Source organism: Bradyrhizobium sp. GW821-FHT13H05 (genome assembly GCF_058804065.1).
Window position 1 is genome coordinate 221,848 of sequence record NZ_JBXAPO010000003.1, and the last position, 23,934, is coordinate 245,781.

Consider the following 23,934-nt stretch of genomic DNA (forward strand, 5'->3'; position numbering starts at 1 on the left):
TGACGAGGAGGGGGTTTGACGAGCGCGTCACACGATGTGCGGGCCAAGTCGGCGGAGCTTGGCGGCGGCGGCCGCTTTCAGCGGTTGATGCAGGGTTGGTCGGCAAATCTGGTTCAGACCATTCTTGGTCTCGTCCAGCAGCTTCTGCTGGTCCCGGTCTTCCTGCACGTCTGGACGGGGGAGATGCTTGCGGCATGGTTGGTCATCTATGCGGCGGGGAGCTTCGCGGTCGTCGCGGATGCGGGACTGCAATTACGCGCCATCAACCGGTTTCTTGCCTTCAAGGCCTGTCGCGGCTGCGACGGACGGACCGCAAACTACTACGCCGCGATGCTGCGGATCTATGTTGTGGTCGACGTCGGGCTCGGCGCGATGGTGCTCGCGGGCGCTCTTGTTCTGCCGCCATCCCGGAGTCTCGGGTTTCATGCGATGGCGTCGTTCGATGCGGCGCTGCTCGTCATGACCGTCGGTGTCCTGCTCGTGCTGCCCGCCAATTTGGTCTCGGGACTCTATCGTGCACAGGGCCGATACAGCCGGAGCGTCTGGTTGCAGAACGGCGCACTTCTGTTCGGACAGATCGCGCAGTTGATTGCTCTCGCCACCAACGGCGGCCTGGTCGCGGTGGCGGTGGCCTTCGTATCGCCCCAGATCCTGTTGATGATCTATCTGGTCGCGTATGACGCGCCGCGGCTGTTTCCGTTCCTGCGTGCGGGCCGCGGCGGCCGGACCTGGCGTTGGCGGCTCGGCCAGTTTCGCCGGGCGTTTCCCTTCGCCGTCGCAAACCTGTCCGAATTGGCGCTGGTGAATGCGCCGGTTCTGATGGTTTCCGCCTTCGTCGTGGATCGCGTCGCGGTCGCTCAATGGGGGCTGACGCGCGTGGTCGCGAGCTTTCTCCGCGGGCTCTGCGCGCAGGTGACGCTGCCCATTGCGGCCGAGCTCGGTCACGACTACGCCATCGGCGACAGGGAGCGGCTGCGTCACCTCTATGCCCGTGGTTCGACATTGGTCGCGGTGATCGCCAGCGTCATTGTCGCCGGTCTGCTGCCGTTCTGGCCCGACTTCTTCACCCTATGGACGCATGGCAGCATCCCTTATGACGCGCCGCTGGCGCACACCTTGCTGCTCGGATCGGCCGCCGTGGCGCCCTCGCTGCTGGCGCTCGCCTTCGCCAATCACAGCAACCGGGGTGGTCTGCTGGTTCGAACCAAGGGACTGCAGCTCGTCGTATTCCTGGTGCTCTCGATCGTGCTGGTCCGTCTGCTTGGACCGCTCGGCGCGGCAATTGCCGTCGTTGCCAGCGATCTTTGCGTTCAATTCGGTCTGCTCGGTTTCGTCATCATGGGAGCGACGTTGCGGCACCCGATCCGCCATACCCTGTTCCTGGCGGCGGTCATGGCGGCTATCATCCTGTCGGGCTGGGCCATCGGCATCGGGGTCGCGTCGCTGGCGCCGGGAGCCGGGTTCGCACATTTCGTTGCCGAGTGCGCGATCTGGTCGATGCTGGTCGGCCTCGTTGCAAGCCCGCTCCTCAACAAGCGGTTTCGCGATGCGCTGATCGTCCGCATTCCGGCCTGAGGCGCGATGGCTCAGTGCGGCGCCAGCGCCAGGCGATGCTTCAGCCGCTCCATCAGCCGCGCGAACTGCGCCCGCCCGATGGCGGTCTCTTCGACGAACTGCTGCAGCCTTCGCTGACCTGCGGTCCGAAGCCTGTCCCGCGTTCCCTCGACGCGAAGCGCGAGGATCGCGTCGGCCAGCGAGCGCGGATCGTCGTAGTCGAACAGGATGGCGGCATCACCCGCCTGCACCTTGAACGCCTCGGGGTAGATCACGGGTGTCCCGACCGCCCAGGCTTCCAGCGGCGGCAGATTGGTCGGCCCGAAATAGGTCGGCATCACCAGCGCCGATGCGCCGCGATAGAGCGCGCCGAGCTCGGTGGAATCGACGAAGCCGATGATGGAGACCTGCTCGCCAAGACCGTAATGCGTGATCGCCCGATCGATGTTCTCGCGGCCGCCCCGGTCGGATCCGCACAGCACGAGCCGTTCGACGACGCCCTGCTCGCGCAGCAGCGCAAGCGCCGCCAGAAGGGTGATGTGGTTCTTGTGCGGCCAGAACTGGGCCGGATAGAACAGATAGCCCGGCTCGAGGCGGTGCTTGCCGAGGACCGCTGCATCGGCCGCAGCATCGGCGGCGGATTGATCGATATAGGTCGATGGCGAGAACGGGATGCAGACCGCGCGGTCCCGCTCCATGCCGTAGCGCCGGCACAGATCCTCGATCAACCCTTGCGCGTTGACGATCACCAGGGCGGCCTTCATGCTCGCGAGGCCGAACAGGATCTCGCGGCGTTCGAACTCGCCGAATGCGCGGACCTCGGGAAATTCCGGCGCATCGCGATGACAGCCGTCGAAGATCGTGATGATGAACGGAAGCTGGTAGAGCAGCAGGTGCCGCTTCGACGTCGAGGTGAAATGCACGATATCGATGCCGTCGCGGACGAGGGCCCGCTCGAACGGCGATTTCAGCCGCCAGGCGATCTGGGCGAGATCGAACGGCCGACAATATTTGAGGAACAGGAACAGGTAGTCGATGACGCTGAATTTGAGCAGCCGGGCCTCGATGCCGAACTGCTTCAGGATCTCCAGCGACTTTTCGTAGGGCGAATACACCACGACTTCGTTGTTGGACTTCGCGGCCCAGTCGCGCAACCAAAGCACGTCGTTCAACGGCTGCTGGAACCCGCCGCCGACCTCGACGGCCTGTTCAAGCATCACGGCAAGGCGCAACGGTCTCACGACGCAGCGCTCTTTCTGGCGACCGAATAGGCGGCCCACGTCTTCGAGCCGGGCGCCTCACTGGACAGCCACGCATAATCGCCGAGAGGCTCGAAGCCGCAGGCCTCGAGCGAGGCGTTGATCTCGAACGGAAACCAGTATCGCATCCGATGAGTCTCATCGACGCGCCGGATGGTGGCGTGATCCGTGTCCTCGCAGAACAATGTGTAGTTCACCAGAACGGTCGCATTCACTTCGTCATGATCGGACTGAGCGATCCGGGTGAGACGCAAGGGCTTGCGTTCGATGACCTTGACGCGGGTCTCGACCCCCTGTGCGAGCACGGCGCCGCCGTACCAATAGTCGAACAAGAACACGCCGGCCGGCTTCAGCGCCGCATGAGCGGTCCTGAACAGCTGCTCGAGGCTTTCGCGGTCGTTCTGGTAGCTCGCCACATGGAACAGCGACACCACGGCGTCGAAGCCTTGCTCCGGACCGGTCTCGCAGGCGTTGCCCTGACGGAAAGGAATGCCAAGCCCGGCCTGCTCGGCCCGGGACTTCGCACGCGCAATCATTTCGTGGCTGAGATCGATGCCGGCGACGCTCCAGCCGCGCCGGGCGAATTCGATCGCATGCAGCCCGGTGCCGCAGCCGAGGTCGAGCACCTTGCCCGATGCGACGCCGTGGTCGCGCAGACGCGTCTCGACGAAATCCACCTCCGAGGCGTAGCTCTTGTCTTCGTACAAGAGGTCGTACCAGGGGGCGTATTCCGCGAACACCGTCACGCCAGAATCTCCTTGAGAGCCTGCGCCGAGCGCGCGATCTCCGCCTCGGTCAATGCAAGGCCGCTCGGCAGGTAGAAGCCGCGGCGGGCGATGCGCTCGGCGTGCGGGTGGGATTCGTCCAGCATGAAGCCCATCCGGCGCAGCACGGGCTGCTCGTGCATGCACCAGAAGAACGGCCGCGTGCCGATGCCCTTCTGCGCCAGGCGCCGCATCGCCTCCTTGGCGTCGAACGGAACGTTATCGTCGAGCACGAGCGCGTAGACCCAGTAGATGTTGTCCGCGTAGTTGGTCCGGGGGACAGGGCGGCGGATGCCGGCAACGCCTTCGAGATGTTCGTCGTAGAGCCGGCCGATCCGGTGCTTGATCTCGACGGTCCGGGGCAACTGCTCGATCTGCGCGACGCCGAGTGCCGCCTGCAGATTGGTCATGCGCGCGTTCCAGCCGAGCTCTTCGTGAATGAAGCGCTGCTGCGGCAGGAAGCAGAGATTGCGCAGGCTCGCCAAACGTTCCGCCAACGCGTCGTCGTCGGTGAGGATCATGCCGCCTTCGCCGGTCGTGACGTGCTTGTTGGGATAGAAGCTGAATGTCGAGACGTCGCCGAAGCTGCCGCACGGCGCGCCCCGATAGGTCTGACCGTGCATCTCGGCCGCATCCTCGATCACCTTCAGGTCGTGCTTGCGGGCGAAATCGAGGATCGGCGCGAGGTCGACGGGCAGGCCGTAGATGTGCACGAGCATGATCGCCCGCGTTCGCGGCGTGAGCGCGGCCTCCACGCCTTCGATCGTCATGTTCCAGGTCGCGGGATCGCAGTCGACTCCCACCGGAACGAGGCCTGCACGGACCACGGCTGCAGCGCAGCTGATGATGGTGAAGGTCGGGATGATGACCTCGCTGCCCGGCTCAAGGCTAAGCGCGTGCACGGCGATGTCGAGCGCCACGGAGCCGTTGGTCACGGCGACGCCGTGCCGACGTCCCGCAGTCTCGGCCATCCCCTGTTCAAAACGTTTGATGAAGGGTCCTTCGGACGAAATCCATCCGGTCCGGACGCATTCGGCCAGATAGGCGGCTTCGTTCCCGTCGAGCAGCGGGGTGTTGACCGGAATGAAATCCAGGCTCACGAGACCGGACCCTTGATCTGGATTTCCGATGCCGGCACTTCGTCGAAGCGGGTCTTGTCGTTTTCCCCGGCATAGGGACCCTGCTTGATCTCGAACATCTCGAGCGGCTCCAGCACGTGGAAGCCGTGGGCGCCGCTGCACAGCAGGATAATGTCGCCCGGGCCAAGCACGCGGCTCTCCAGATAGCGTTCCGCCTCGGTGTAGAAGTCGACCTGAAGCTTGCCCTTCTGGATCAGCAGGACTTCCTGGGTGAAGTGCACCTCCCGCGTCACCTTGTTGTGGCGATGGGGCGCGATGCTCTTGCCCTCGGGGTGGCTCATGAAGGCAAGCTGCTGCGACAGCTCCGGCGGCGAAAAGAACGTGATGCCAGGCTGGCGGAAGGAAGCCCGCACGATGATCGCATACAACTGACCATCGAATCGGCAGTGTTCGATGCTGTCCACCCGAGTTTATCCTAAAATGTGAGAAATTGCAGCATGTTAGCGGCAGTTCGGCATGACTTTGGCCATTTTCGGTGGTGCCGTCAAGACCGCCGGCGAACCGCGAAAGCTAGCGCTTGATGCGCTCGACGAAGTCGAGGATCTCCCGGACGCGCAGGTTGAAGTTGTGTCGCGAAAGTGTCGTCTGCTGCCCCGTTGCGGCGATGGCAAGCCGGGCGCCGTCGTCGCCCAGATAGCGCTCGATCGATGCGGCGCAGTCTTCCGGCGTTCGCCACACCTCGACGTCCCCTGGTGCCTCGAAAAGGGTATTCAGATTTCGCTTGTAGTCCGTAAGCAGGAAGGTTCCGACGCCGGTCGCCTCGAAGAGGCGCATGTTGCCCGCCTCTTCGCCCGCGATGTCGATGTGCGAGTTCAGTGTGATGCGGGAGCGTCTCAGCACCTGATACATCTCGGTGCCCCAGACCTCGCCCTGGAAGCAGCGCCAGAGCGGAGACGAGGCGGGAAGGGAACTCGAGATGTTCCCCCAGAGCTTGAGGTCGAAACGGTTGGCGATGAATTCCAGCAGCGCAATGCGCTCGCGATGATCCTCCGATACCGAGCCGACGAAGGACACGTCGACGTCCTGCTCAGCGACGGGAGGCAGTCTGTCGAGGATGACAGGTTCGAACGCCAGGTGACTGACTTCCGCCGCCACGCCCGCGGCGCGGAAGGCCCGAACGACCCGCGGCAATTGCGACAGCATGAGGTCGTAGACACGCCAATTCTCTCCGCGGGACGGCTCGATGCCGACCTGGCCGACGATCGTCGAGACGCCCATCCCCCTGATGCGCTCGATCAATTCGGTCGTGACGTAAAATACGTCCTGGTTGAGGATGAAGTCCGGCTTGAATTCCTCGATCTGCGCGATGAGAACGCGCTGGAGCTGCTCGCTGAGACGCGGGCTGAGCCCGATGGTCCTTGCAAGCGGCCTCAGCATCGGTTTGAGAGGAGCGACGGCGCGTTGCAGCCATCCCGGCAGGCGGTCCTTCCGGCTGCCCGCGAGCTCCGGCGACATGTCGAAAGCCATGCCGTGTTCGCGGGCCCAGGCCGATTGAAGCCATACGTTGTTGACGTGAATCTCCGCGGCTTCGTGCCCCTGTGCCTTGAAGTTGCTGGAATAGAAATTGGCGACGCCGAACAGGCTCGCGTTTCTCGCCGCCATCTGGTCGGCGTAGGAGGCCGTGGTCAAATTGGGGTCGGCGGCATAGAGCCACTTCAGAAAGCGAGGATAGTCGCCGTTCAGGATAAGCACGCGCATCAAGCCTGGTCCTCCGAGTCACGCCTTGCCGCGGACTTGAGTGAGCCACGGGCCGGGGGTGATGTACCACAGGAGGAATATCGCTGCCGCGCCGTTCGTGACCAACAGAATCGAGAGCGGAACATTGAGCAGGGTCTGCACCAGCACCCCACTCGACAGGATCACGAATCTCGCGGGCAGCCTGTTCGACGTGCAATTGCCAAGCGACAGGACAAGGCCCGACAGGAACGCGCTCAGCGGTGTCCAGGCCGTGCTGACCGAGGCTATGCCCTCGGTCGCGAGCAGGGATGCATTGATATTCCCGACCGGATAATTCCGGGCCAGGATGGCCGGAAGCTGTTCGGCATAGGGGCAGCCGATATACGATCTGATCAGCGAGATCTGACAGAAATGCGTGACCTCGTGCCGCGAGAAGAAGTCGTTGTAGACGTCGAGCGAAATCGACGGAAACGCGATCATCCGGAAGTTGACGGACCCGAAATAGTCGATGAGGTGAGCAAGCGATATCACGCCGACATAGTACAGCAGCGCCACGAGCACGCCTGCGAGGAGCGGAGTGAGCAGCGACAGGATCACGACAAGCCTTGCCTCCATGTAGCTCGTCAGAAGCCACAGGAACGCGAGCCAGCACGGAGCGAACAGCGTCGTCTTGGTCAGGGTGATCGGATAGAAGCCCAGGATCAGGAGCAGGGTTGCACAGGCCGAAATACGCGCGCCCGTCTCGACAAAACAGGCGAATGCAAACGGCAGCAGAGCGCCGAGCGTAATTCCGATCGCGTATCTGAGCGGGACGGGAAAATCGAGCTGATCGCGGAAGCGGTAAATGTCGGCAAGACCCACCAGTTTGAAATTGTAGTACATGCCGGCGGCGAGCGTGATGACCGCGATCGTCATGATTGCGGCGATGAGCCCGTTCATGCCTCTCGGCGACAAGCTGATCGGAAGCTTCACCGGCCAGTTGATCAGCATGGCCGGGACCAGGAAGCCGGCAAGAGAGGCCAATGCGAATAGTCCGGCCGCGGTATGGTCGTAGCTGAACAGCGAGAATGGGATGAGCCAGAGATACCCCAGCACCACCGTGTAGAGATAGAAGCTCGTGAGGTATCCGAAGCTGAAGGGAGCGTAGGCGAAGACGATCGACAGTGCGATTGGCGAGAGCACGATCAGCGCCGCTGAAACGATCGAACGCGGCTCGAACGCGAAGATCTGCAGGTAGCCATACAGGTGGACGACGATTGTCAGCGATATGCAGCAAACCACCGCATATCCGATCAGGAATGAGAGCAGACCGCCGTTCAGTTTGCCGGAATAGCTGGACATCTGCATCGTACCGCCCTAGGGCCCACCGGAGCGCTGGTCTCCCAGGATGTCCCTTGGTGCAAGGTACCAAAGCAGGAACAGGACCAATGTGCCGTGCGTCACGAGTGCGACCGTGAGCGGAACGTTGATCAGAATCTGTAGCAGCAATCCGCTGGACAGAAGAATGAACCGTCCGGGGAGGCCCGCCGAAGCCCGATTGCCCAGGCTGACGATGAGGCCGCAAACGGCAGCCGAAACGGGCGCAAGCACCGTGCCGACCGAGGCGATGCCTTCGGTGGCAAACAGCGACGCGTTGAAATAGCCCAGGTGATAGCTGTCGGCCATGAAAACCGAGAGCTGGTCCTTGTACGGGCAGGACATGACCAGCTTGAGCGGCGTGATCTGGCAGAAATGGGTCAGTTCATGGGTGGAGAAGAAGTCATTGTAAAAATCGAGCGCGCTCGAAGGCATCGCAATCATCCGAAAATTGACGGTTCCAAAATAGACGAAGATCCTGTCCGAGACCAAACCATAGCGATAGAGCACGGCAATCAGCACGCCCGCCACGATCGGCAGAAGCAGGGAGAGAATGACGGCCATGCGGGATTCGAAATAGATCGACAAAAGTGTAAGGAATAGCAGCCAGCTCGGTGCCAGCAGCGAGACCTTCGTCAGGGTCACGGGATAAAACAGGCCGAGCAGCACCAGGCAGATCACCGCTGGCAGGTATCGCCTGAGCTGGGCGAAGCAGGCATAGGCGAACGGAAGCAACGCGCCCGAGACGATGCCGATCGCGTATTGAAGCCACCTGGGCAGATCGATGTCGTTGCGGAACTTGTACATGTCCGCCGGGCGGGCCAGTTGAAACTGGAACGTCATGCCGATCGCCAGGACGACGACCGACAAGGCGACGATGACGGCGAGGAGGGCGTCGAGCTGTCTTGCAGACAGCGTAAAGCGCCGGGGAAGGGGAGAGCTGACGAACAGTGTCGGGATGAGGAAGGCAATTCCCGAGGCGAATGCGGAAATCGCCGCGGTTCGATGGTCATAGGGAAAAGTCGAATACGCGACCAGCCAGAGGTAGCCGAGAATGAGGGTGTAGAAGTAAAGGCCGATGGCATACCCGAAGCTGAAGCGCCTGATCGTGAACACGACCGAGCACAAGGCGAAGGGGGCCGCGCCTATCGCCGCCGATACGATGAGACCAAGGCTGTTCGGAGCCAGAGGCAGCAGGCGGCGATAGTATTCGACGACGAAGATCAGGGACACGCAACTCGTCACGATGTGACAGAGGATTGCGAGACCCAACCTGTATCGATCGCGCGCAGGCAATGGGGCTGCGGCGACGTCGGAAACGGCATTCATTGGTGGGCGAGAGTGAGCAGGTTGCGTTCCGTGCCTAGTACCATGAAAAACGGATGCAGGAACAAAAACTTGGCCTGTCGCTGGGATGCCACAGGTGTCATGTGGGCAATATTGTCTTGATCGGCAACGAATTTTTCGAATATACGCTTTGATGTCCGTGCCTTGGAAAGCGCAATCAACCGGTCCGGCAAGGGACTACCCAAGAGGATGGGCGGATGATCAGATTTGGCTTGCTGGGCTGCGGACGCATCGCGAAACGCCATGCGGATCTCCTCGGTGGCAATCACATCGAGCGGGCGAGCCTCGTCGCCGTTTGTGACAACGTCAAACCTCGCGCCGATGCATTCGCGGCGAAGTTCGGCGTCACCGCCTACCATGATCTGGACGATATGCTCGCGAGCAAGGATATCGACGCGGTCGCCGTCCTGACGCCGAGCGGCATGCATCCGCAGCACGCGATCGCGTGCGCGCGCGCCGGAAAGCATGTCGTCGTCGAGAAGCCGATGGCGCTGCGGCTGCAGGACGCCGACGACATGATCCGCGCCTGCGACGAAGCCGGCGTGAAGCTGTTCGTCGTCAAGCAGAACCGTTTCAACGTTCCGGTCGTCAAGGCGCGCGAGGCGCTGGACGCCGGCAGGTTTGGCCGGCTCATCCTGGGCACCGTGCGGGTGCGCTGGTGCCGGGACCAGGCTTATTACGATCAGGACGCCTGGCGCGGCACCTGGGCCTATGACGGCGGCGTGCTGACGAATCAGGCCAGCCACCACATCGACATGCTGGAATGGTTCTTCGGGGACGTCGTCAGCGTGCATGCGCGGGCGACGACGGCCATGGTGAAGGTCGAGACCGAAGACACCGCGGTGGCGACGCTGAAATTCCGCAACGGCGCGCTCGGTATCATCGAGGCGACCACGGCGGTTCGCCCGAAGGACCTCGAAGGTTCGCTTTCGATCCTCGGCGAAAAGGGCACGGTGGAGATTGCCGGCTTCGCGGTCAACGAGATCAGGCACTGGAATTTCGTCGACGAGCTGCCGAGCGACAAGGTCGTCGTGGAGAAGTTCTCGGTCAATCCGCCCAACGTCTACGGCTTCGGCCACCAGGCCTATTATCAGCACGTCGTCGACTGCCTGTTGCATCAGCGCGCCGCGCTGGTCGACGGCCTTCAGGGCCGCAAGAGCCTCGAGCTGATCTCGGCACTCTACGAGTCGATCGAGACGGGGCAGGAAGTGGCGTTGCGCTTCGAGCCGCGGCGGAGCAAGCTCGGTGTGATCTCGTGAGCGGCAAGCCGCAGGTGCATCAGGTCGCCGTGCGCGACGTCAAGTTCGGTGAGCGCGTCAAACTGGTCGAGCCCTGCAATCTCTACGACTGTGAGATCGCGGATGACTGCTTCGTCGGCCCCTTCACGGAGATACAGACCGGCGCCATCGTCGGTGCGCGGACCCGCGTGCAGTCGCACGCCTTCATCTGCGAACTGGTGTCGATCGGGGAAGACTGCTTCATCGGCCATGGCGTGATGTTCATCAACGACACGTTTTCCACCGGCGGACCTGCGCGGGGCCGCCGCGAATTGTGGCGCTCGACGAAGATCGGCAGCCGGGTTTCGATCGGTTCGAACGCCACCATCATGCCGGTGTCCATCGCAGACGACGTCGTGATTGGAGCCGGGGCGGTCGTTACGAAAGACATCACCGAGCCCGGCACCTACGCTGGAAATCCCGCCCGCCGCCTCAAGGGCAAGACCTAGGGAATAGCATTCATGCCGGTACCTTACGCGGATCTCCAGCTCCAGTATCAGTCGATCAAGGATGAGATCGACGGTGCGATCGCTGCGGTCATTCGCGACAGCGCGTTCATCCGCGGTCCCTATGTCGACGCCTTCGAGCGGGAGTTCGCGGCGGCGGCGAGCGTCAAGCACTGCGTGTCCTGTGCGAACGGCACCGATGCGCTCTACCTCGCGATGGCGGCGCTCAAGGTCAAGCCGGGCGACGAGGTCATCACGACCGCGCATTCCTGGATATCGACGTCCGCGATGATCACGCATGCGGGCGCGACAGTCGTGTTCTGCGATACCGACGGCGAGACCTTCACGATCGACCCCGCCGCAATCGAAGCCGCGATCACGCCGCGCACGGTCGGCATCATCCCGGTGCATCTTTACGGCCAGCCGGCAGACATGGACGCGATCATGGCGATCGCGCGCAAGCACGGCCTCTGGGTCATCGAGGACTGCGCCCAGGCGCATCTGGCCCAATACAAGGGCCAGCCGGTCGGAACGTTCGGGGCAGCCGCGACCTACTCGTTCTATCCGGGCAAGAATCTGGGGGCGTTCGGCGATGCCGGCGCGGTCGTGACCGACGACGCCGGGCTTGCCGAGCACATGACCATGCTGGCCCGTCACGGCGGCCTCGTGAAGCACAAGCACCTGATCGAAGGCATCAACAGCCGGCTGGACGGACTACAGGCGGCGATCCTGTCGGCCAAGCTGAAGCACCTGAAGGCCTGGACCAAGGCGCGTCAGGATGCGGCGGCGATCTATGATGCCGGTCTCAATCAACTTGATGGCGTGGAGGTGCCCCGCGTCGCTCCCGACCGCACCCACGTCTACCACCTCTACACGATCAAGCATAAGAAGCGTGATGCGCTTGCGGCGTATCTTGGCGAGAACGGGGTGCAGACGGCGATCAACTACCCGACGGCCCTTCCGCTGCTGCCCGCCTATGCGCGATTTGGACATCGGCCCGAGCAGTTTCCGCGCGCGTTTGAAGATCAGAACAAGATCCTCTCGCTTCCGATGTTCGCGGAGATCACGCGCGAGCAGCAGGACGAGGTCATCCGGCTGATCAAGAACTTCTAGCGGTCGTCTTCGTGCAGGCGCCGCACGATGTCCCGGTAGCGCTGCGTCGAAGCGTGCTCGCTGTATTTCAGCGCGGCCACCGCCGCCAGGCGGCCTCGTTCAAGCGTTGCCTCGCGATCGGATGCGGCCTCGGATATCGCTTGCGCGAGCTTGCCGGAATCCTCCGGCGGCACGACCCAGCCGATGTTCTCCTCGGCGACTGCAAGCCCGGCCTCCGCATTCGGCTCGGTGCCGACGATGACGGCCCGCCCGACGGCGAGAAAATTGTAGAGACGGCTTGGAATCGACACCCCTGCGACGTTGCGCCGGTAGGGGATGGCCCAGGCATCCGCCGCCGCCAGGAATTCCGCAAGCTGGTCCTCGGGCACGGGATCCAGCAGGGTGACGTTCTCCAGATTTTCCGCGGCCTGAAGCGTCGTCAGCTCGCTCCAGCCGACACCCCAGCCGGACAGAACGAAGTGGATGTTCTTCTCATGTCGCAACAGCCGTGCGGCTTCGAACACGGTGCGAGGTGCATGGGTGAAGCCGAGATTGCCGCAGAGGCCGACGACGAACTTCGCCGCATAGGGCTTCCTGAAACGGCCGCCATCGTCGGGAGCGCGGAATCCGAACGGCAGCAGCGACCAGTTGGGCACGAAATGGATGGTGTCGGCGCGGACGCGCGGATAGCGCAGCAGCAGCGGAGGCACGTCACGGCCGATTACGAAGATCGCGTTCAGGGACCTGAACAGCCAGCCATTGGCGAGGCGCAGGACGCGCGTGGCCAGCGAAGTCTGCCGGGCCATGCCGGCGGCCACCAGGGCTTCCGGATAGAGGTCGTAGATCAGCAGCGCCGTCTTGGCGCGGCGCAGCCTTGCGGCGAGCGTGATGGTGTAGGGCAGGGTGAAGGGGCTCGTGACCGACATCACCACGTCGCCCGGCCGTGCGCGCCTGTAGACGGCCCAGAACAGGCGCATCGCCAATATGGAACTGGCGATGAGGCGTTTTGCCAGCGCGTGCTTGGGCGGTCGCCAGTTCGCGATCTCGACGATCTCGGGCGCATTGCTGCCGGTCGCCGCCGGCCTGGCGGAGCCCGGCGTCCCCGACAGGACGACCGTCTGCATGTCGAGGGCGATCGCATTCGCGATCGCACCGAGATAGGTCGCGGTCGTGCTCGAATCCGGCGGATAGAATTCCGTCGCGAGGATGAAGTTGGGAGCTCTCTTCACGACGTTAGCCGCTCGCCAGAAGCGGCAGGATGAAATCACGCAGATTTCCGCCCGCAAAGAGATGGCCCGGCAATCCGGCGGCGCGGGCCGCCGCGATGTCGGACGGCCTGTCGCCAACCACGAAGCTCCTGGCCGCATCGACGGGAAATTTCTTCAGGAGGTCCGTGATCATGCCGGGTTGCGGCTTGCGGCGATCACTGTTGCGCCGGTAAGGGGCGACCAACCCGTCCGGATGAAACGGGCAATATTCGAACGCATCGATTCGTGCATTGTGGGCCGCGAGCTGCTTGGCCATCCAATCGTGCAGACGATGAATGTCGGCCTCCTGATAGAAGCCCCTCGCGACGCCCGACTGGTTGGTGATCACGAAGGCGAAATAGCCGGCATCGTTGACCGCCTTCACGGCTTCGATGGCGCCGTCGATCCAGAGGAATTTATCGATCTCGAACAGATAGTCGCTATCGACGTTCAGAACACCGTCGCGATCAAGGAAAACGGCAGGGCGCAGCACCTGGTTGATCGCCGTGCTCTCTCGGTCTCGGGACATTTCGGCTCGACATTGCGTTCTCTGCGGGGGGGCGGGCAAGCCGCCAATGCAGCCCGGTCGCCCCGTGCGCTCAGTATCACGATTGTGTTCCAGGTCCAATCTGTCCCTGCGCTCCCGGCTCGCCCGTTTCCGGGCCGCTCCCGGGGTTGACCAGCGGGGGGCGATATGGCCAAGAAGAAGGCCGGGATGCGCTTCGCCCGGCGCTTTGTGTGCATCCATCCATTTCAAATGCTACGGGAATAAGGTTGGCCATGACTCAACGTGTTGCTCTGATCACCGGCGTGACCGGGCAGGACGGTGCGTATCTTGCCGAATATCTGCTGTCGCTCGGCTATGTCGTGCACGGCATCAAGCGGCGGTCGTCCTCGTTCAACACCGCCCGTGTCGACCACCTCTACCGGGACCCGCATGTCGGCAACGTGCCGTTCCTGATGCATTATGGCGACATGACGGACTCGACCAATTTGATCCGTCTCGTGCAGCAGATCCGGCCGACCGAGATCTACAATCTCGCTGCCCAGAGCCACGTCGCCGTCAGCTTCGAGAGCCCGGAATACACCGCGAATGCCGACGCGATCGGCGTGCTGCGCCTGCTGGAGGCGATCCGCATCCTCGGCATGGAGAAGGAGACGCGGTTCTACCAGGCCTCGACCTCCGAGCTCTATGGCCTCGTGCAGGAGATCCCGCAGAAGGAGACCACGCCGTTCTATCCGCGCTCGCCTTACGGCGTGGCAAAGCTCTACGGCTACTGGATCACGGTGAACTACCGCGAAGCCTACGGCATGTTCGCGAGTAACGGCATCCTGTTCAACCATGAGAGTCCGATCCGCGGCGAGACGTTCGTCACCCGCAAGATCACCCGCGGCGTTGCCCGCATCGAGGTCGGGCTCGAGCAGACGCTCTATCTCGGCAATCTCGAGGCCAAGCGCGACTGGGGCCATGCCAAGGATTACGTCGAGGGCATGCACAAGATCCTGCAGGCCGACAAGCCCGACGATTTCGTGCTCGCCACCGGCGAGACGCGCTCGGTGCGCGAGCTGGTCGAGCTGTCCTTCGCACATGTCGGCCGCCGCATCGCATGGCGCGGGGAGGGGGTCGAGGAGACCGGCATCGACGAGACCAGCGGCAAGGCGGTCGTGAAGATCGATCCGACCTATTTCCGCCCGACCGAGGTCGATCTGCTCGTCGGCGATGCCAGCAAGGCGCGCGACGTGCTCGGCTGGAAGCCGAAGCGGACGTTCGCGCAGCTGGTCGAGGAGATGATGGCGAGCGATCTGGCCGATGCAAAGCGGGATGCGGCGAGTGGCAAACGTACCGTTTGAGCTGAAGGGCAGAAGCGTCTACGTCGCCGGCCATCGCGGCATGGTCGGCAGCGCGATTGCACGCCGGCTCGAACGGGAGGACGTCAAGCTCGTCACGGTGGACCGGCGCGAGGTCGATCTGCGCAACCAGGCCGCCGTGTTCGACTGGTTTGCGAAGGTACGGCCGCAGGTGGTGTTCCTCGCCGCCGCCAAAGTCGGCGGCATCGTCGCCAACGACACGCTGCGCGCCGAGTTCATCTACGACAACATCGCGATCGCGGCGAACGTGATCCAGGCCGCGCATCAGAACGGCGCCGAGAAGCTGATGTTTCTGGGCTCCTCCTGCATCTATCCGAAGCTGGCGCCGCAGCCGCTGCGCGAGGACTCGGTATTGACCGGTGCGCTGGAGCCGACCAATGAGCCCTATGCGATCGCCAAGATCGCCGGCATCAAGATGGTCGAGGCCTATCGCAGCCAGTATGGCAGCGACTTCATCAGCGTGATGCCGACCAATCTCTACGGCCCCGGGGACAATTATCACCCTGAACTGAGCCATGTCGTCGCCGCGCTGATCCGGCGCTTCCACGAGGCGAAGGTGGCGGGCGCGAAGGGCGTCGTGGTCTGGGGCACCGGCAAGCCGCGGCGCGAATTCCTCTATGTCGACGACATGGCGGATGCCTGCGTGCACCTGATGAAGACCTATTCAAGCGCTGAGCTGGTCAACATCGGCACCGGCGAGGACATCACCATCGCCGAATTCGCGCGTGTCGTGGCTGAAGTCGTCGGCTATCGCGGCGAGATCTCCTTTGATGCCTCGCGCCCCGACGGCACCCCGCGCAAGCTGCTTGACGTCAGCCGGCTCGCAAAGCTCGGCTGGCGCGCGACGACGTTGCTCGAGGACGGCTTACGGCGGGCGTATCAGGCGTACTGTCGATCAGCCGAACCGTCGTGAGCTGTATGTCACAGCAGGCGCGCTGCCGAGGCAGCCTCTTCGAAGGGCGGACCAGCTTCCATTCCGGCAGTTGCAGCCGCAGTCCGAAGCTTGCTTTTTGCTGAATCGCGATGAAAAGAGTTTCCGAACTGGATGGACTTCGTGCCGCCGCGATACTCAGTGTGGTGGCCTGGCACTATATGGGGGCCGGTGACGGCTCGGACTCGGCGACCTGGCGGATATTTTATGTCGGTCGAGCCGGCGTCGATCTCTTCTTTGTGCTGTCGGGGTACCTGATCACCCGGATACTGCTCGATCACAGGAGCTCGGCCAGTTTCTTTTCGGCCTTTTACGGCCGCCGGGCAGCGCGGATTCTACCGATCTATTCCGTCATGGTGGCGGTCTTCCTCATAGGGCGGCAGCTCGACTGGCACCTTTTATGCGACGGTGTGCTGCCGTGGTGGTCCTATTTGTTCGGCTTGCAGAATATCTGGATGGCGATTGACCAGAACTACGGTGCTCCGCTTTTGGCCGCGACATGGTCGCTTTCGATCGAGGAGCAGTTCTACTTGTTTTTCCCGTTGGTCGTCCGTCTCATGCCGAACCGTCTGCCTCGGCTCTTGCTCGCGCTGATGATCATCTGTCCCATCGCGCGCGTGGTCTGCGCGCTCGAAGGGGATGCTTATGCCTACTATGTGTTGATGCCTCTGCGCGCGGATGTGCTAGCGGTCGGCGCACTCATCGCGTGGCTCGAGGCCTTCGAGCGGATTACGCCGATGGTCCGCCGTGCCGTTACCGCGAGTTTCTGGTGCGCGGCCGCGTTTTTTCCGGTGTTTGCCTGGGGCATTCGTGGGTCCGATTCGGTCAACGCGATTTGGGGCCACACCTACCTTGTGGTTCTTTTCGGCTCGATGTTGTTCGTCGTTCTTCAAAACAAGGGGAGCGCGAAGTTCGCCTTCCTGCGCTCGGAGGTCGCCGCCTATTTCGCACGGATATCATATGCGCTCTATCTTGTGCACATGCCGATGATATTGCTCTTTTCGGCAGCCGTCGGCTGGCGCGGCGGCCACACCATCCTTACCTGGCAGGGTGCTTTGGTAACGATGCTGGCGCTCATCGCCTCGCTTGCAATTTGCAATGCGAGCTATCGCTGGTTGGAAGGGCCGACGATCCGATATGGACACGAGTGGTTTCGCTTCTGATGAGCCATGATCTGGCTCCAACAAGCAGATTGAGGTGCGAACTCGGCTGGTCGCTCGTCTGAAGCTACCGCTCGTCCGCGATGACCTTGCCGTCGTTGGGCAGCGCGCCCGGGCTGACCAGCTCGACATTGCCCCCGAGCTTCGTCACGGCGCGCAAGGTGCCGGCGACTTCCTCGCGCAGGGCATCATTCGCGGCTGCTGTTTCCGCCCTCAGCGTCATCGCGTCGGTCTCGCCCTGCCGGCTGACGACGAGGCGCAATCTTCCGAGCGCGGAATGGCGCTTGGCGATTTCGGCGATCTGCTCGGGGCGGACGAACATGCCCTTGACCTTGGTGGTCTGGTCGGCGCGGCCCATCCAGCCCTTGATGCGCATGTTGGTGCGCCCGCATTTGCTCGGGCCCGGCAGCGCCGCTGTGAGGTCGCCGAGCGCAAGCCGGATCCAGGGATGATGCGGGTCGAGCGAGGTCACCACGATCTCGCCGACGTCACCGGGCGTCACGGGATCGCCGGTGCCGGGCTTGACGATCTCCATGATCAGATCCTCGTTCACGACCATGCCGTCGCGCGCCTCGGTCTCGAAGGCGATGAGGCCGAGATCGGCGGTGCCGAAGGCCTGGTAGGCGTCGATGCCGCGGGCCTTGATCTCGGCCTGGAGCGAGGGCGGGAAGGCCGCGCCCGAGACCAGCGCGCGCTTGATCGAGGAGACGTCGCGGCCAGCACTCGCGGCGGTATCGAGCAGGATCTTCAGAAAGTCCGGCGTGCCGCTGTAGCCGACCGGCCGGTAGGCCTCGATCAGCTCGAATTGCTGCTCGGCATTGCCCGGGCCAGCCGGAATCACGGCACAGCCGAGCGCACGCGCCGAGGCATCGAAGATAAAGCCGCCGGGGGTGAGGTGGTAACTGAAGGTGTTGAGCACGATGTCATTGGGGCGGAACCCGGCTGCGAACAGCGCCCGGGCGCCGCGCCAGGGATCGGCCTGACGCCCCTCCGGCTCGAAGATCGGCCCCGGGGAGGTGAACAGGCGGGCGAACGAACCGGGAGCCGCTGCCACGAGCCCTCCGAAGGGCGCCGAGGCCCTGTGCAGGGCCGGCAGTTCCGACTTGTGCAGCACCGGCAGGCCCGCCAGCGCCGCCCTGGAGGTCACCGCGGCCGGATCGACGCCTTTCAGCCGCTCGGCATAGGCGGGGGCCGCCATCGCGCTGCGCAGCACGCCCGGCAGGCGGGAGAACAGCTCGGCCTCGCGGGCGGCTCGCTCGCGCGTCTCAAGGACGTCGTAATGGGCGGTCATGGCTGGTCTTTCCGTGTTGGCGTCCGTTGCGCGCCGCCCCTTGCATGGGTATCAGACGGCCATTGGCGAGGCTTGAAGGGGACGCGATGGCGGACGAGGTAAGCATTGCGGCGGGGGAAGCGGCCGACGTCGTCGCGCGCCTGAAGCGCCGCATGATCGAGGAGGCGCTGCCGCTGTGGTCGACCGTGGGCTGGGACCATGCCGCGGGCGGCTTCATCGACCGGCTGCACCGCGACGGCACGGCGGATGCGGCCGCCCCGCGGCGGGTGTTCGTGCAGGCCCGCCAGATCTGGTGCTACGCCAAGGCGGCGCAGATGGGCTGGTACCCGGAAGGCCGCGCCATTGCGCTGAAGGGGCTGGAGCACTTCCTGGCAAAGGCGAAGTCGCCGGACGGCAAGCCCGGCTATGTGCACCGGCTGACGCCGGAGGGCGCGGTGCTGGACGCGAGGCGCGATGCTTACGACCACGCCTTCATCCTGTTTGCTCTCGCAACCGTCTATGCGATGGACCATGACGCGCAGGTCCTTGCCGAGATCAATGCGCTGCTCGCCTTCCTCGACGGCCATCTGCGCTCGCCGCATGGCGGCGTGCATGAAAGCCTGCCGGTCTCGCTGCCGCGCCGGCAGAACCCGCACATGCATCTGTTCGAGGCGATGATCGCGTGTTTCGATGCGACCCACGATCTCTCGTTCCAGAACCGCGCCGGCGAGTTCTTCGCGCTGTTCCTCGCCAATCTCTACGACAAGCAGAAGCGCGCGCTCGGCGAATATTTCGAGGAGGACTGGTCGAGGATCGAGCCGGTCAGCGTCGAACCGGGCCACCAGGCGGAATGGGTCTGGCTGCTGAAGGGATTTGAGCGCATCACGGGATGCCCGACCGGGCAGCGCCGCGCCGAGCTGCTTGCGACCGCGCTGCGCTATCGCGACGAGGCCACCGGCTGCGTCGTCGACGAGGGCGATGCTGCCGGCAACATCCGTCGCAGCACGCGCCGGCTGTGGCCGCAGACCGAGATGGCGAAGGCGTGGATCGCGCAGGCCGAATCCGGCGAGGCCGGCGCGGCGGACGAGGCGCGCGCGGCGCTGGTACGGCTCGAACGGCATTATCTCAGCCATCCCGCGAAGGGCGGCTGGTACGACCAATTCGATCGCGACGGCAAATCGCTGGTCGACACCATTCCTGCGTCGTCGTTCTATCATGTTCTCTGCGCAGTTACGGAAGCGGAGCAGGTATTGGGTTAAAGCCAGCGCTTGCGCCGCTTGAAGCTCTTCAGGTTCTTGAAGCTCTTGCGCTGGTCGCCGGCGCCGCCGAGGTAGAATTCCTTGACGTCCTCATTGTCGCGCAGTTCGTCCGCGGTGCCGTCGAGCACGACCTTGCCCTGCTCCATGATGTAGCCGTGGCTCGCCACCGACAGCGCAGCGCGCGCGTTCTGCTCAACCAGCAGGATGGTGACGCCGAGGTCGCAGTTGATCTTCTGGATGATCGAGAACACCTCTTTCACCAGCAGCGGCGACAGGCCCATCGACGGCTCGTCCATCAGGATCATCTTCGGACGCGCCATCAGCGCGCGGCCGATCGCGAGCATCTGCTGCTCGCCGCCGGAGAGATAACCGGCAAGGCCGGTGCGCTCCTTCAGGCGCGGGAAATAGTTGAAGACCATGTCGAGGTCGGCATCGACCTCGCGGTCCCTGCGGGTGAAGGCACCGAGCTTGAGGTTTTCCAGCGACGTCATGTCGGCGACGATGCGACGGCCCTCCATCACCTGGAAGATGCCGCGGCGGACGATCTTGTCGGGATCGATGCCGTTGATGCGCTCGCCCTCGAACAGGATATCGCCGCGCGTGACCTCGCCGTCCTCGGTCTTGAGCAGCCCCGAGATCGCCTTCAGCGTCGTCGATTTACCGGCGCCGTTGGCCCCCAGCAGGGCGACGATCGCGCCCTTGGGCACGTCGAGGCTGAGGCCGCGCAGCACCAGGATGACGTCGTCATAGACGACCTCGATGTTGCGCACGCCGAGGAGGGGCGGCGGCGCGACAACGGTGGGAGCTGTTCGAACAACTTCTGCGGTCTGGGTCATGCTTCGTAACTCTCCGCTGTCGTCGCCCGGCTTGACCGGGCGACCCAGTATTCCAGAGACGCCTGAGATTCTTCGAGAGGCCGCGGCGTACTGGATCCCCCGCTTTCGCGGGGGATGACGGTAGTGTGGGAGGGAATAGCCGGGCTCACCAGCCCAACAGCTCCGCCTTGCGCGGCAGCTCGACGGTCTTGACCTTCTCGAGCTTGATCGCTCCCTTGGCCATGAGGTCGTTGAGGTCGCCGTCGGTCGCGCCTGCGATCTTGGTGCGATAGAGGTCGACCTTCAGCGTGCCGCGATGATCCTTGTCGGTCCAGGTCGAGGGATTGCAGACGCCTTCCATTCCCGCCGGCACCCAGTCCTTCTTCTGATAGAAGCCCTTGGCGACGTTCTCGCCGGTGGCGCCGCCGTTCTTGGCGGCCCAGTCGATCGCTTCCTTCATGTACAGCGCCGAGCAGACCGCCGCGATGTAGTGCACGGGGCGATAGACCTTGCCGGTCGGGTCGGACATCTTCGAGATCTCCATCACCGTCTTCATCCCGGGCGCATCGCCGCCCCAGCTCACCGCGGTGCGCAGCGGGAAAATCACGCCGTCGGCGGCATCGCCCGCGGTCTTGGCGGCGTTCTCGTCCATGCCCCAGACATTGCCGAGGAACTGCACCTCGGCGCCGGCGGTCTTGCAGGCCTTCATCACCGAGATGTTGGAGGCGGCGGTGTTGCCGAGATAGGCGTAGTTGGCGCCCGAGGATTTCAGGCTCAGGCACTGCGCGCTGTAGTCGCCCGGTGCGAGCGCGAACACCAGCGGCGGCAGCACCTCGAAGCCGAGCTCGGTCGCCATGGCTTCGCCGGCGGCCTTCGGCGCGTTCGGGTAGGGGTGGTTGGCGCCCATGTGGACGAACTTCGGCTTGCCTTGCTTGCCCTTGGCCTTCCAGTCCTCGGCCGCCCAGATCAGCATCGCCCGCAGCGAGTCCGAATAGCTCGGGCCGTAGAAGAAGTTGTAGGGCGCGGGCTTGGCCTTGCCGCTGACGCCTTCGGGATCGGTGAGCGCGGCGGCATAGGAGCCGGAGAGGTCGGGGATCTTGTCCTGGGCGAGGAAGCCGGTCAGCGCTTCGGTGTCCGCGGTGCCCCAGCCCATGATCGCGGCGACCTTGCTATCGGGCGCCGACCATTTCTTGTACAGCGCGATCGCACGCGGCACCTGGTAGCCGTAATCGTTGGTGTCGACATTGAGCTGCTTGCCGCCGACGCCGCCATTCTTGTTGACCCAGGCGAAGGTGTCCGCGATGGCCTGGCCGTAGGGCGTGCCGACGTCGGAGGTGCCGCCGGAATAATCGGCGAGATGCCCGATCGCGATCTGCGCCTGCGCGCTCGCCGAAAAGCCTGCGATCGTCAGTGCAAGTGATGCGGTGCTCAAAAGGGATTTTGTCTTCATTGGTTGCCTCCTCCTGTTTATTCGTTGGTTAGAGAGTTTGCCGCACTCAGTGCGAGAACGGGTAGAGTTTCCAATACGCCTTGATCTGCCGCCAGCGATGCGCGAGGCCGTCGGGTTCGAACATCAGGAACGCGATGATGATCACCCCGATCGCGATCTCGCGCAGGAAGGTGATGTTGTTGTTGAGCGACAGCGCCTTGTCGATCGCGCCGCCCTTGAGGGAGACGCTGAGGAATTCCATCGTCTCGGGCAGCAGCACCACGAAGGCGGTGCCCATCAGCGTGCCCATGATCGAGCCGGTGCCGCCGATGATGATCATGGCCAGGAACAGGATCGAGCGCTCGATGCCGAAGCCTTCCTGCGACACCACGAGCTGGTAGTGTGCATAGAGCGCGCCGGCGATGCCGGCGAAAAAGGCGGCCAGCCCAAATGACAGCGTGCGGTATTTGGTGAGGTTGATGCCCATGATCTCGGCGGAGAGATAATGGTCGCGGATCGCTACCAGCGCGCGGCCGTCGCGTGTGCGCATCAGATTGGTGACGAGGATGTAGCTCGCGACCACATAAGCCAGCACGACGTAGAAATATTGCCTGTCGCCGCGCAGCGTGTAGCCGAAGATCGAGAATGGATTGGCGCTGGCTGGCACCGATCCGCCGGTGAACCATTCCGCGCGGGAGAAGAAGTCGAGCAGGATATATTGCGCGGCGAGCGTCGCAATGACGAGGTAGAGCCCCTTCAGCCTCGCCGCCGGAATGCCGAAGACCAGCCCGACCAGCGCGGTGACGATTCCCGCGAGCGGGATCGCAAAAAACACCGGGATCGCCGCGTTGTTGGAGATGTAGGCCGAGGTAAAGGCGCCGAGCAGGAAGAAGGCAGCGTGCCCGATCGATATCTGTCCGGTGAAGCCGACCAGGATGTTGAGGCCGAGCGCTGCGATCGAGAAGATGCCGATCTGGATCAGGATGCTGAGCCAGTAGCCGCCGAGGACTTGCGGCACGAGGCACAGCGCCAGCACGCCGGCGATCGCAAAATTGCGGCTGGTCGTGGTCGGGAAGATCGTGGTGTCCGCCGCATAGGAGGTGCGGAAATCACCAGCAGGGATGAGGGCAGGGCCGGCCATGAATCAGATCCGCTCGATGTCGTGGGTGCCGAACAGGCCGTAAGGCTTGATCATCAGCACGATGATGAGGACGTAGAACGGCGCGATCTCGTAGAGATTGCCCCAGTGCAGATATTCGCTGTCGACATATTGCGCGATGTTTTCCAGCAGGCCGATGATGATGCCGCCGAGCACGGCGCCGCCGACGGAATCGAGCCCGCCGAGGATCGCTGCCGGGAATACCTTGATGCCGTAGGCCGCAAGTCCCGAGGACACGCCGTTGACGACGGCAACGACGACGCCTGCGACCGCCGACACGGTGGCCGAGATCGCCCAGGCCATCGCGAACACGCTCTTGACTGAAATGCCGAGCGACTGCGCGACCTGCTGGTTGAACGCGGTGGCGCGCATCGCAAGACCGTATTTGGAGGCGCGGAAGAACCAGGCCATGCCGATCATCATCGCGACCGAGACCACCAGGCTCATGACATAGACGGTCTGGATCTGGAGCCCGAGCAGACTGACCGACTGGCTCTCGAACACGCGCGGGAATGGCTGCGGATTGACGCCGAACATCCATTTCAGCGTGGCCTGGAGCACGGTGGAGAGGCCGATCGTCACCATGATCACGGAGATGATGGGTTCGCCGATCATCGGCCGCAGGATCAGGACCTGGATCGCGATGCCGAACACGAACATGAACACCAGCGTCATCGGCATGCCGATCCAGAACGGCACCTGGTATTTGGCGAGCAGCGTCCAGCACACCCAGGCGCCGACCAGCAGCAGCTCGCCTTGCGCGAAATTGACGACCTGCGTCGCCTTGTAGATCAACACGAACGACATCGCGACCACGCCGTAGAGCGTGCCGACCACGAGGCCGTTGACCAGGAGCTGGATGAGGAAGGCGGTGTTCATGTATG

The 23,934-nt window shown here is 63.5% G+C and carries 23 protein-coding genes; 8 read left to right on the top strand and 15 right to left on the bottom strand.

The window, feature by feature from the left end:
* The first annotated feature begins 15 nt into the window (after positions 1-15).
* Entirely contained in the window at positions 16-1,575 is a 1,560-nt protein-coding gene (locus AC1RR3_RS09915) for an MATE family efflux transporter (protein WP_492821872.1), read from the top strand.
* Positions 1,576-1,586: 11 nt separating this feature from the next.
* Here the strand turns inward: AC1RR3_RS09915 and AC1RR3_RS09920 are convergent, their stop codons facing one another.
* The 8 genes from AC1RR3_RS09920 to AC1RR3_RS09955 all read right to left on the bottom strand — a co-directional run bounded on the left by AC1RR3_RS09920 (position 1,587) and on the right by AC1RR3_RS09955 (position 9,341).
* Positions 1,587-2,795 carry a glycosyltransferase gene (locus tag AC1RR3_RS09920; protein ID WP_492821874.1) on the bottom strand — a complete coding sequence of 403 codons (1,209 nt, stop codon included), beginning with the start codon at positions 2,793-2,795 and terminating at the stop codon, positions 1,587-1,589.
* Positions 2,792-3,559: a class I SAM-dependent DNA methyltransferase gene (locus AC1RR3_RS09925; protein WP_492821876.1), complete on the bottom strand. Its 768-nt coding sequence runs from the start codon at positions 3,557-3,559 to the stop codon at positions 2,792-2,794. Before AC1RR3_RS09925 ends, AC1RR3_RS09920 begins: the two co-directional genes overlap by 4 nt.
* Positions 3,556-4,677, bottom strand: coding sequence for a DegT/DnrJ/EryC1/StrS family aminotransferase (locus tag AC1RR3_RS09930; protein WP_492821878.1), 1,122 nt, complete (start codon positions 4,675-4,677; stop codon positions 3,556-3,558). The genes AC1RR3_RS09925 and AC1RR3_RS09930 overlap by 4 nt, the downstream gene beginning before the upstream one ends.
* Positions 4,674-5,120, bottom strand: a complete 447-nt coding sequence (locus AC1RR3_RS09935) for a cupin domain-containing protein (RefSeq protein ID WP_492821880.1) — start codon at positions 5,118-5,120, stop codon at positions 4,674-4,676. Before AC1RR3_RS09935 ends, AC1RR3_RS09930 begins: the two co-directional genes overlap by 4 nt.
* A gap of 106 nt (positions 5,121-5,226) precedes the next feature.
* Positions 5,227-6,414 carry a CgeB family protein gene (locus AC1RR3_RS09940; RefSeq protein WP_492821882.1) on the bottom strand — a complete coding sequence of 396 codons (1,188 nt, stop codon included), beginning with the start codon at positions 6,412-6,414 and terminating at the stop codon, positions 5,227-5,229.
* Positions 6,415-6,432: 18 nt separating this feature from the next.
* Positions 6,433-7,740, bottom strand: a complete 1,308-nt coding sequence (locus AC1RR3_RS09945; protein WP_492821884.1) for a hypothetical protein — start codon at positions 7,738-7,740, stop codon at positions 6,433-6,435.
* Positions 7,741-7,749: 9 nt separating this feature from the next.
* On the bottom strand, positions 7,750-8,982 hold the full coding sequence (locus tag AC1RR3_RS09950) for a hypothetical protein (protein ID WP_492821886.1): 1,233 nt from the start codon (positions 8,980-8,982) through the stop codon (positions 7,750-7,752).
* 92 nt (positions 8,983-9,074) lie between these two features.
* Positions 9,075-9,341, bottom strand: coding sequence for a hypothetical protein (locus AC1RR3_RS09955; RefSeq protein WP_492821888.1), 267 nt, complete (start codon positions 9,339-9,341; stop codon positions 9,075-9,077).
* Between AC1RR3_RS09955 and AC1RR3_RS09960 the strand changes: the two genes are divergently transcribed.
* Genes AC1RR3_RS09960 through AC1RR3_RS09970 form a run of 3 tightly spaced genes read left to right on the top strand, consistent with a single transcriptional unit; the run spans position 9,294 to position 11,932 of the window.
* Entirely contained in the window at positions 9,294-10,355 is a 1,062-nt protein-coding gene (locus AC1RR3_RS09960; RefSeq protein ID WP_492821890.1) for a Gfo/Idh/MocA family protein, read from the top strand. The genes AC1RR3_RS09955 and AC1RR3_RS09960 overlap by 48 nt on opposite strands.
* A complete protein-coding gene (locus AC1RR3_RS09965) occupies positions 10,352-10,822 on the top strand; it encodes an acyltransferase (protein WP_492821892.1) in 471 nt (156 codons plus the stop codon). The genes AC1RR3_RS09960 and AC1RR3_RS09965 overlap by 4 nt, the downstream gene beginning before the upstream one ends.
* A 12-nt stretch (positions 10,823-10,834) precedes the next feature.
* The gene (locus AC1RR3_RS09970) at positions 10,835-11,932 is read left to right on the top strand and encodes a DegT/DnrJ/EryC1/StrS family aminotransferase (protein ID WP_492821894.1); all 1,098 of its coding nucleotides are present in this window, start codon (positions 10,835-10,837) and stop codon (positions 11,930-11,932) included.
* Here the strand turns inward: AC1RR3_RS09970 and AC1RR3_RS09975 are convergent.
* Together AC1RR3_RS09975 and AC1RR3_RS09980 are read right to left on the bottom strand one after the other, a co-directional pair.
* Positions 11,929-13,140 (bottom strand): glycosyltransferase family 4 protein, encoded by a 1,212-nt coding sequence (locus AC1RR3_RS09975; RefSeq protein WP_492821896.1) that lies wholly within the window; start codon positions 13,138-13,140, stop codon positions 11,929-11,931. The two genes, AC1RR3_RS09970 and AC1RR3_RS09975, sit on opposite strands and share 4 nt — an antisense overlap.
* 4 nt (positions 13,141-13,144) lie before the next feature.
* Entirely contained in the window at positions 13,145-13,786 is a 642-nt protein-coding gene (locus AC1RR3_RS09980) for a D-glycero-alpha-D-manno-heptose-1,7-bisphosphate 7-phosphatase (RefSeq protein WP_492821898.1), read from the bottom strand.
* A 152-nt stretch (positions 13,787-13,938) separates the two neighbouring features.
* On the opposite strand from AC1RR3_RS09980, the gene gmd reads away from it, so the two are divergent.
* The 3 genes from gmd (at position 13,939) to AC1RR3_RS09995 (ending at position 17,121) form a co-directional block, all read left to right on the top strand.
* Positions 13,939-15,009 carry a GDP-mannose 4,6-dehydratase gene (gene gmd / locus AC1RR3_RS09985; protein WP_492821900.1) on the top strand — a complete coding sequence of 357 codons (1,071 nt, stop codon included), beginning with the start codon at positions 13,939-13,941 and terminating at the stop codon, positions 15,007-15,009.
* Positions 14,981-15,940 (top strand): GDP-L-fucose synthase, encoded by a 960-nt coding sequence (gene fcl, locus AC1RR3_RS09990; RefSeq protein ID WP_492821902.1) that lies wholly within the window; start codon positions 14,981-14,983, stop codon positions 15,938-15,940. The genes gmd and fcl overlap by 29 nt, the downstream gene beginning before the upstream one ends.
* A gap of 110 nt (positions 15,941-16,050) precedes the next feature.
* The gene (locus AC1RR3_RS09995) at positions 16,051-17,121 is read left to right on the top strand and encodes an acyltransferase family protein (RefSeq protein WP_492821904.1); all 1,071 of its coding nucleotides are present in this window, start codon (positions 16,051-16,053) and stop codon (positions 17,119-17,121) included.
* Positions 17,122-17,185: 64 nt separating this feature from the next.
* Here AC1RR3_RS09995 and AC1RR3_RS10000 read toward each other — a convergent pair whose 3' ends face one another.
* Positions 17,186-18,409, bottom strand: coding sequence for a phenylacetate--CoA ligase family protein (locus tag AC1RR3_RS10000; RefSeq protein WP_492821906.1), 1,224 nt, complete (start codon positions 18,407-18,409; stop codon positions 17,186-17,188).
* Between the two features lie 86 nt (positions 18,410-18,495).
* Between AC1RR3_RS10000 and AC1RR3_RS10005 the strand changes: the two genes are divergently transcribed.
* Complete coding sequence (locus AC1RR3_RS10005; RefSeq protein WP_492821908.1) at positions 18,496-19,647, top strand: AGE family epimerase/isomerase; 1,152 nt, start codon at positions 18,496-18,498, stop codon at positions 19,645-19,647.
* Here AC1RR3_RS10005 and AC1RR3_RS10010 read toward each other — a convergent pair.
* The 4 genes from AC1RR3_RS10010 to AC1RR3_RS10025 form a co-directional block, all read right to left on the bottom strand.
* Positions 19,644-20,483, bottom strand: coding sequence for an ABC transporter ATP-binding protein (locus AC1RR3_RS10010; RefSeq protein WP_492821910.1), 840 nt, complete (start codon positions 20,481-20,483; stop codon positions 19,644-19,646). The two genes, AC1RR3_RS10005 and AC1RR3_RS10010, sit on opposite strands and share 4 nt — an antisense overlap.
* 145 nt (positions 20,484-20,628) lie before the next feature.
* Positions 20,629-21,912 (bottom strand): ABC transporter substrate-binding protein, encoded by a 1,284-nt coding sequence (locus AC1RR3_RS10015; protein WP_492821912.1) that lies wholly within the window; start codon positions 21,910-21,912, stop codon positions 20,629-20,631.
* 46 nt (positions 21,913-21,958) lie between these two features.
* Positions 21,959-23,032 (bottom strand): branched-chain amino acid ABC transporter permease, encoded by a 1,074-nt coding sequence (locus AC1RR3_RS10020; RefSeq protein ID WP_492821914.1) that lies wholly within the window; start codon positions 23,030-23,032, stop codon positions 21,959-21,961.
* A gap of 3 nt (positions 23,033-23,035) precedes the next feature.
* Positions 23,036-23,929, bottom strand: a complete 894-nt coding sequence (locus AC1RR3_RS10025) for a branched-chain amino acid ABC transporter permease (RefSeq protein ID WP_492821916.1) — start codon at positions 23,927-23,929, stop codon at positions 23,036-23,038.
* Between the last annotated feature and the right edge of the window lie 5 nt (positions 23,930-23,934).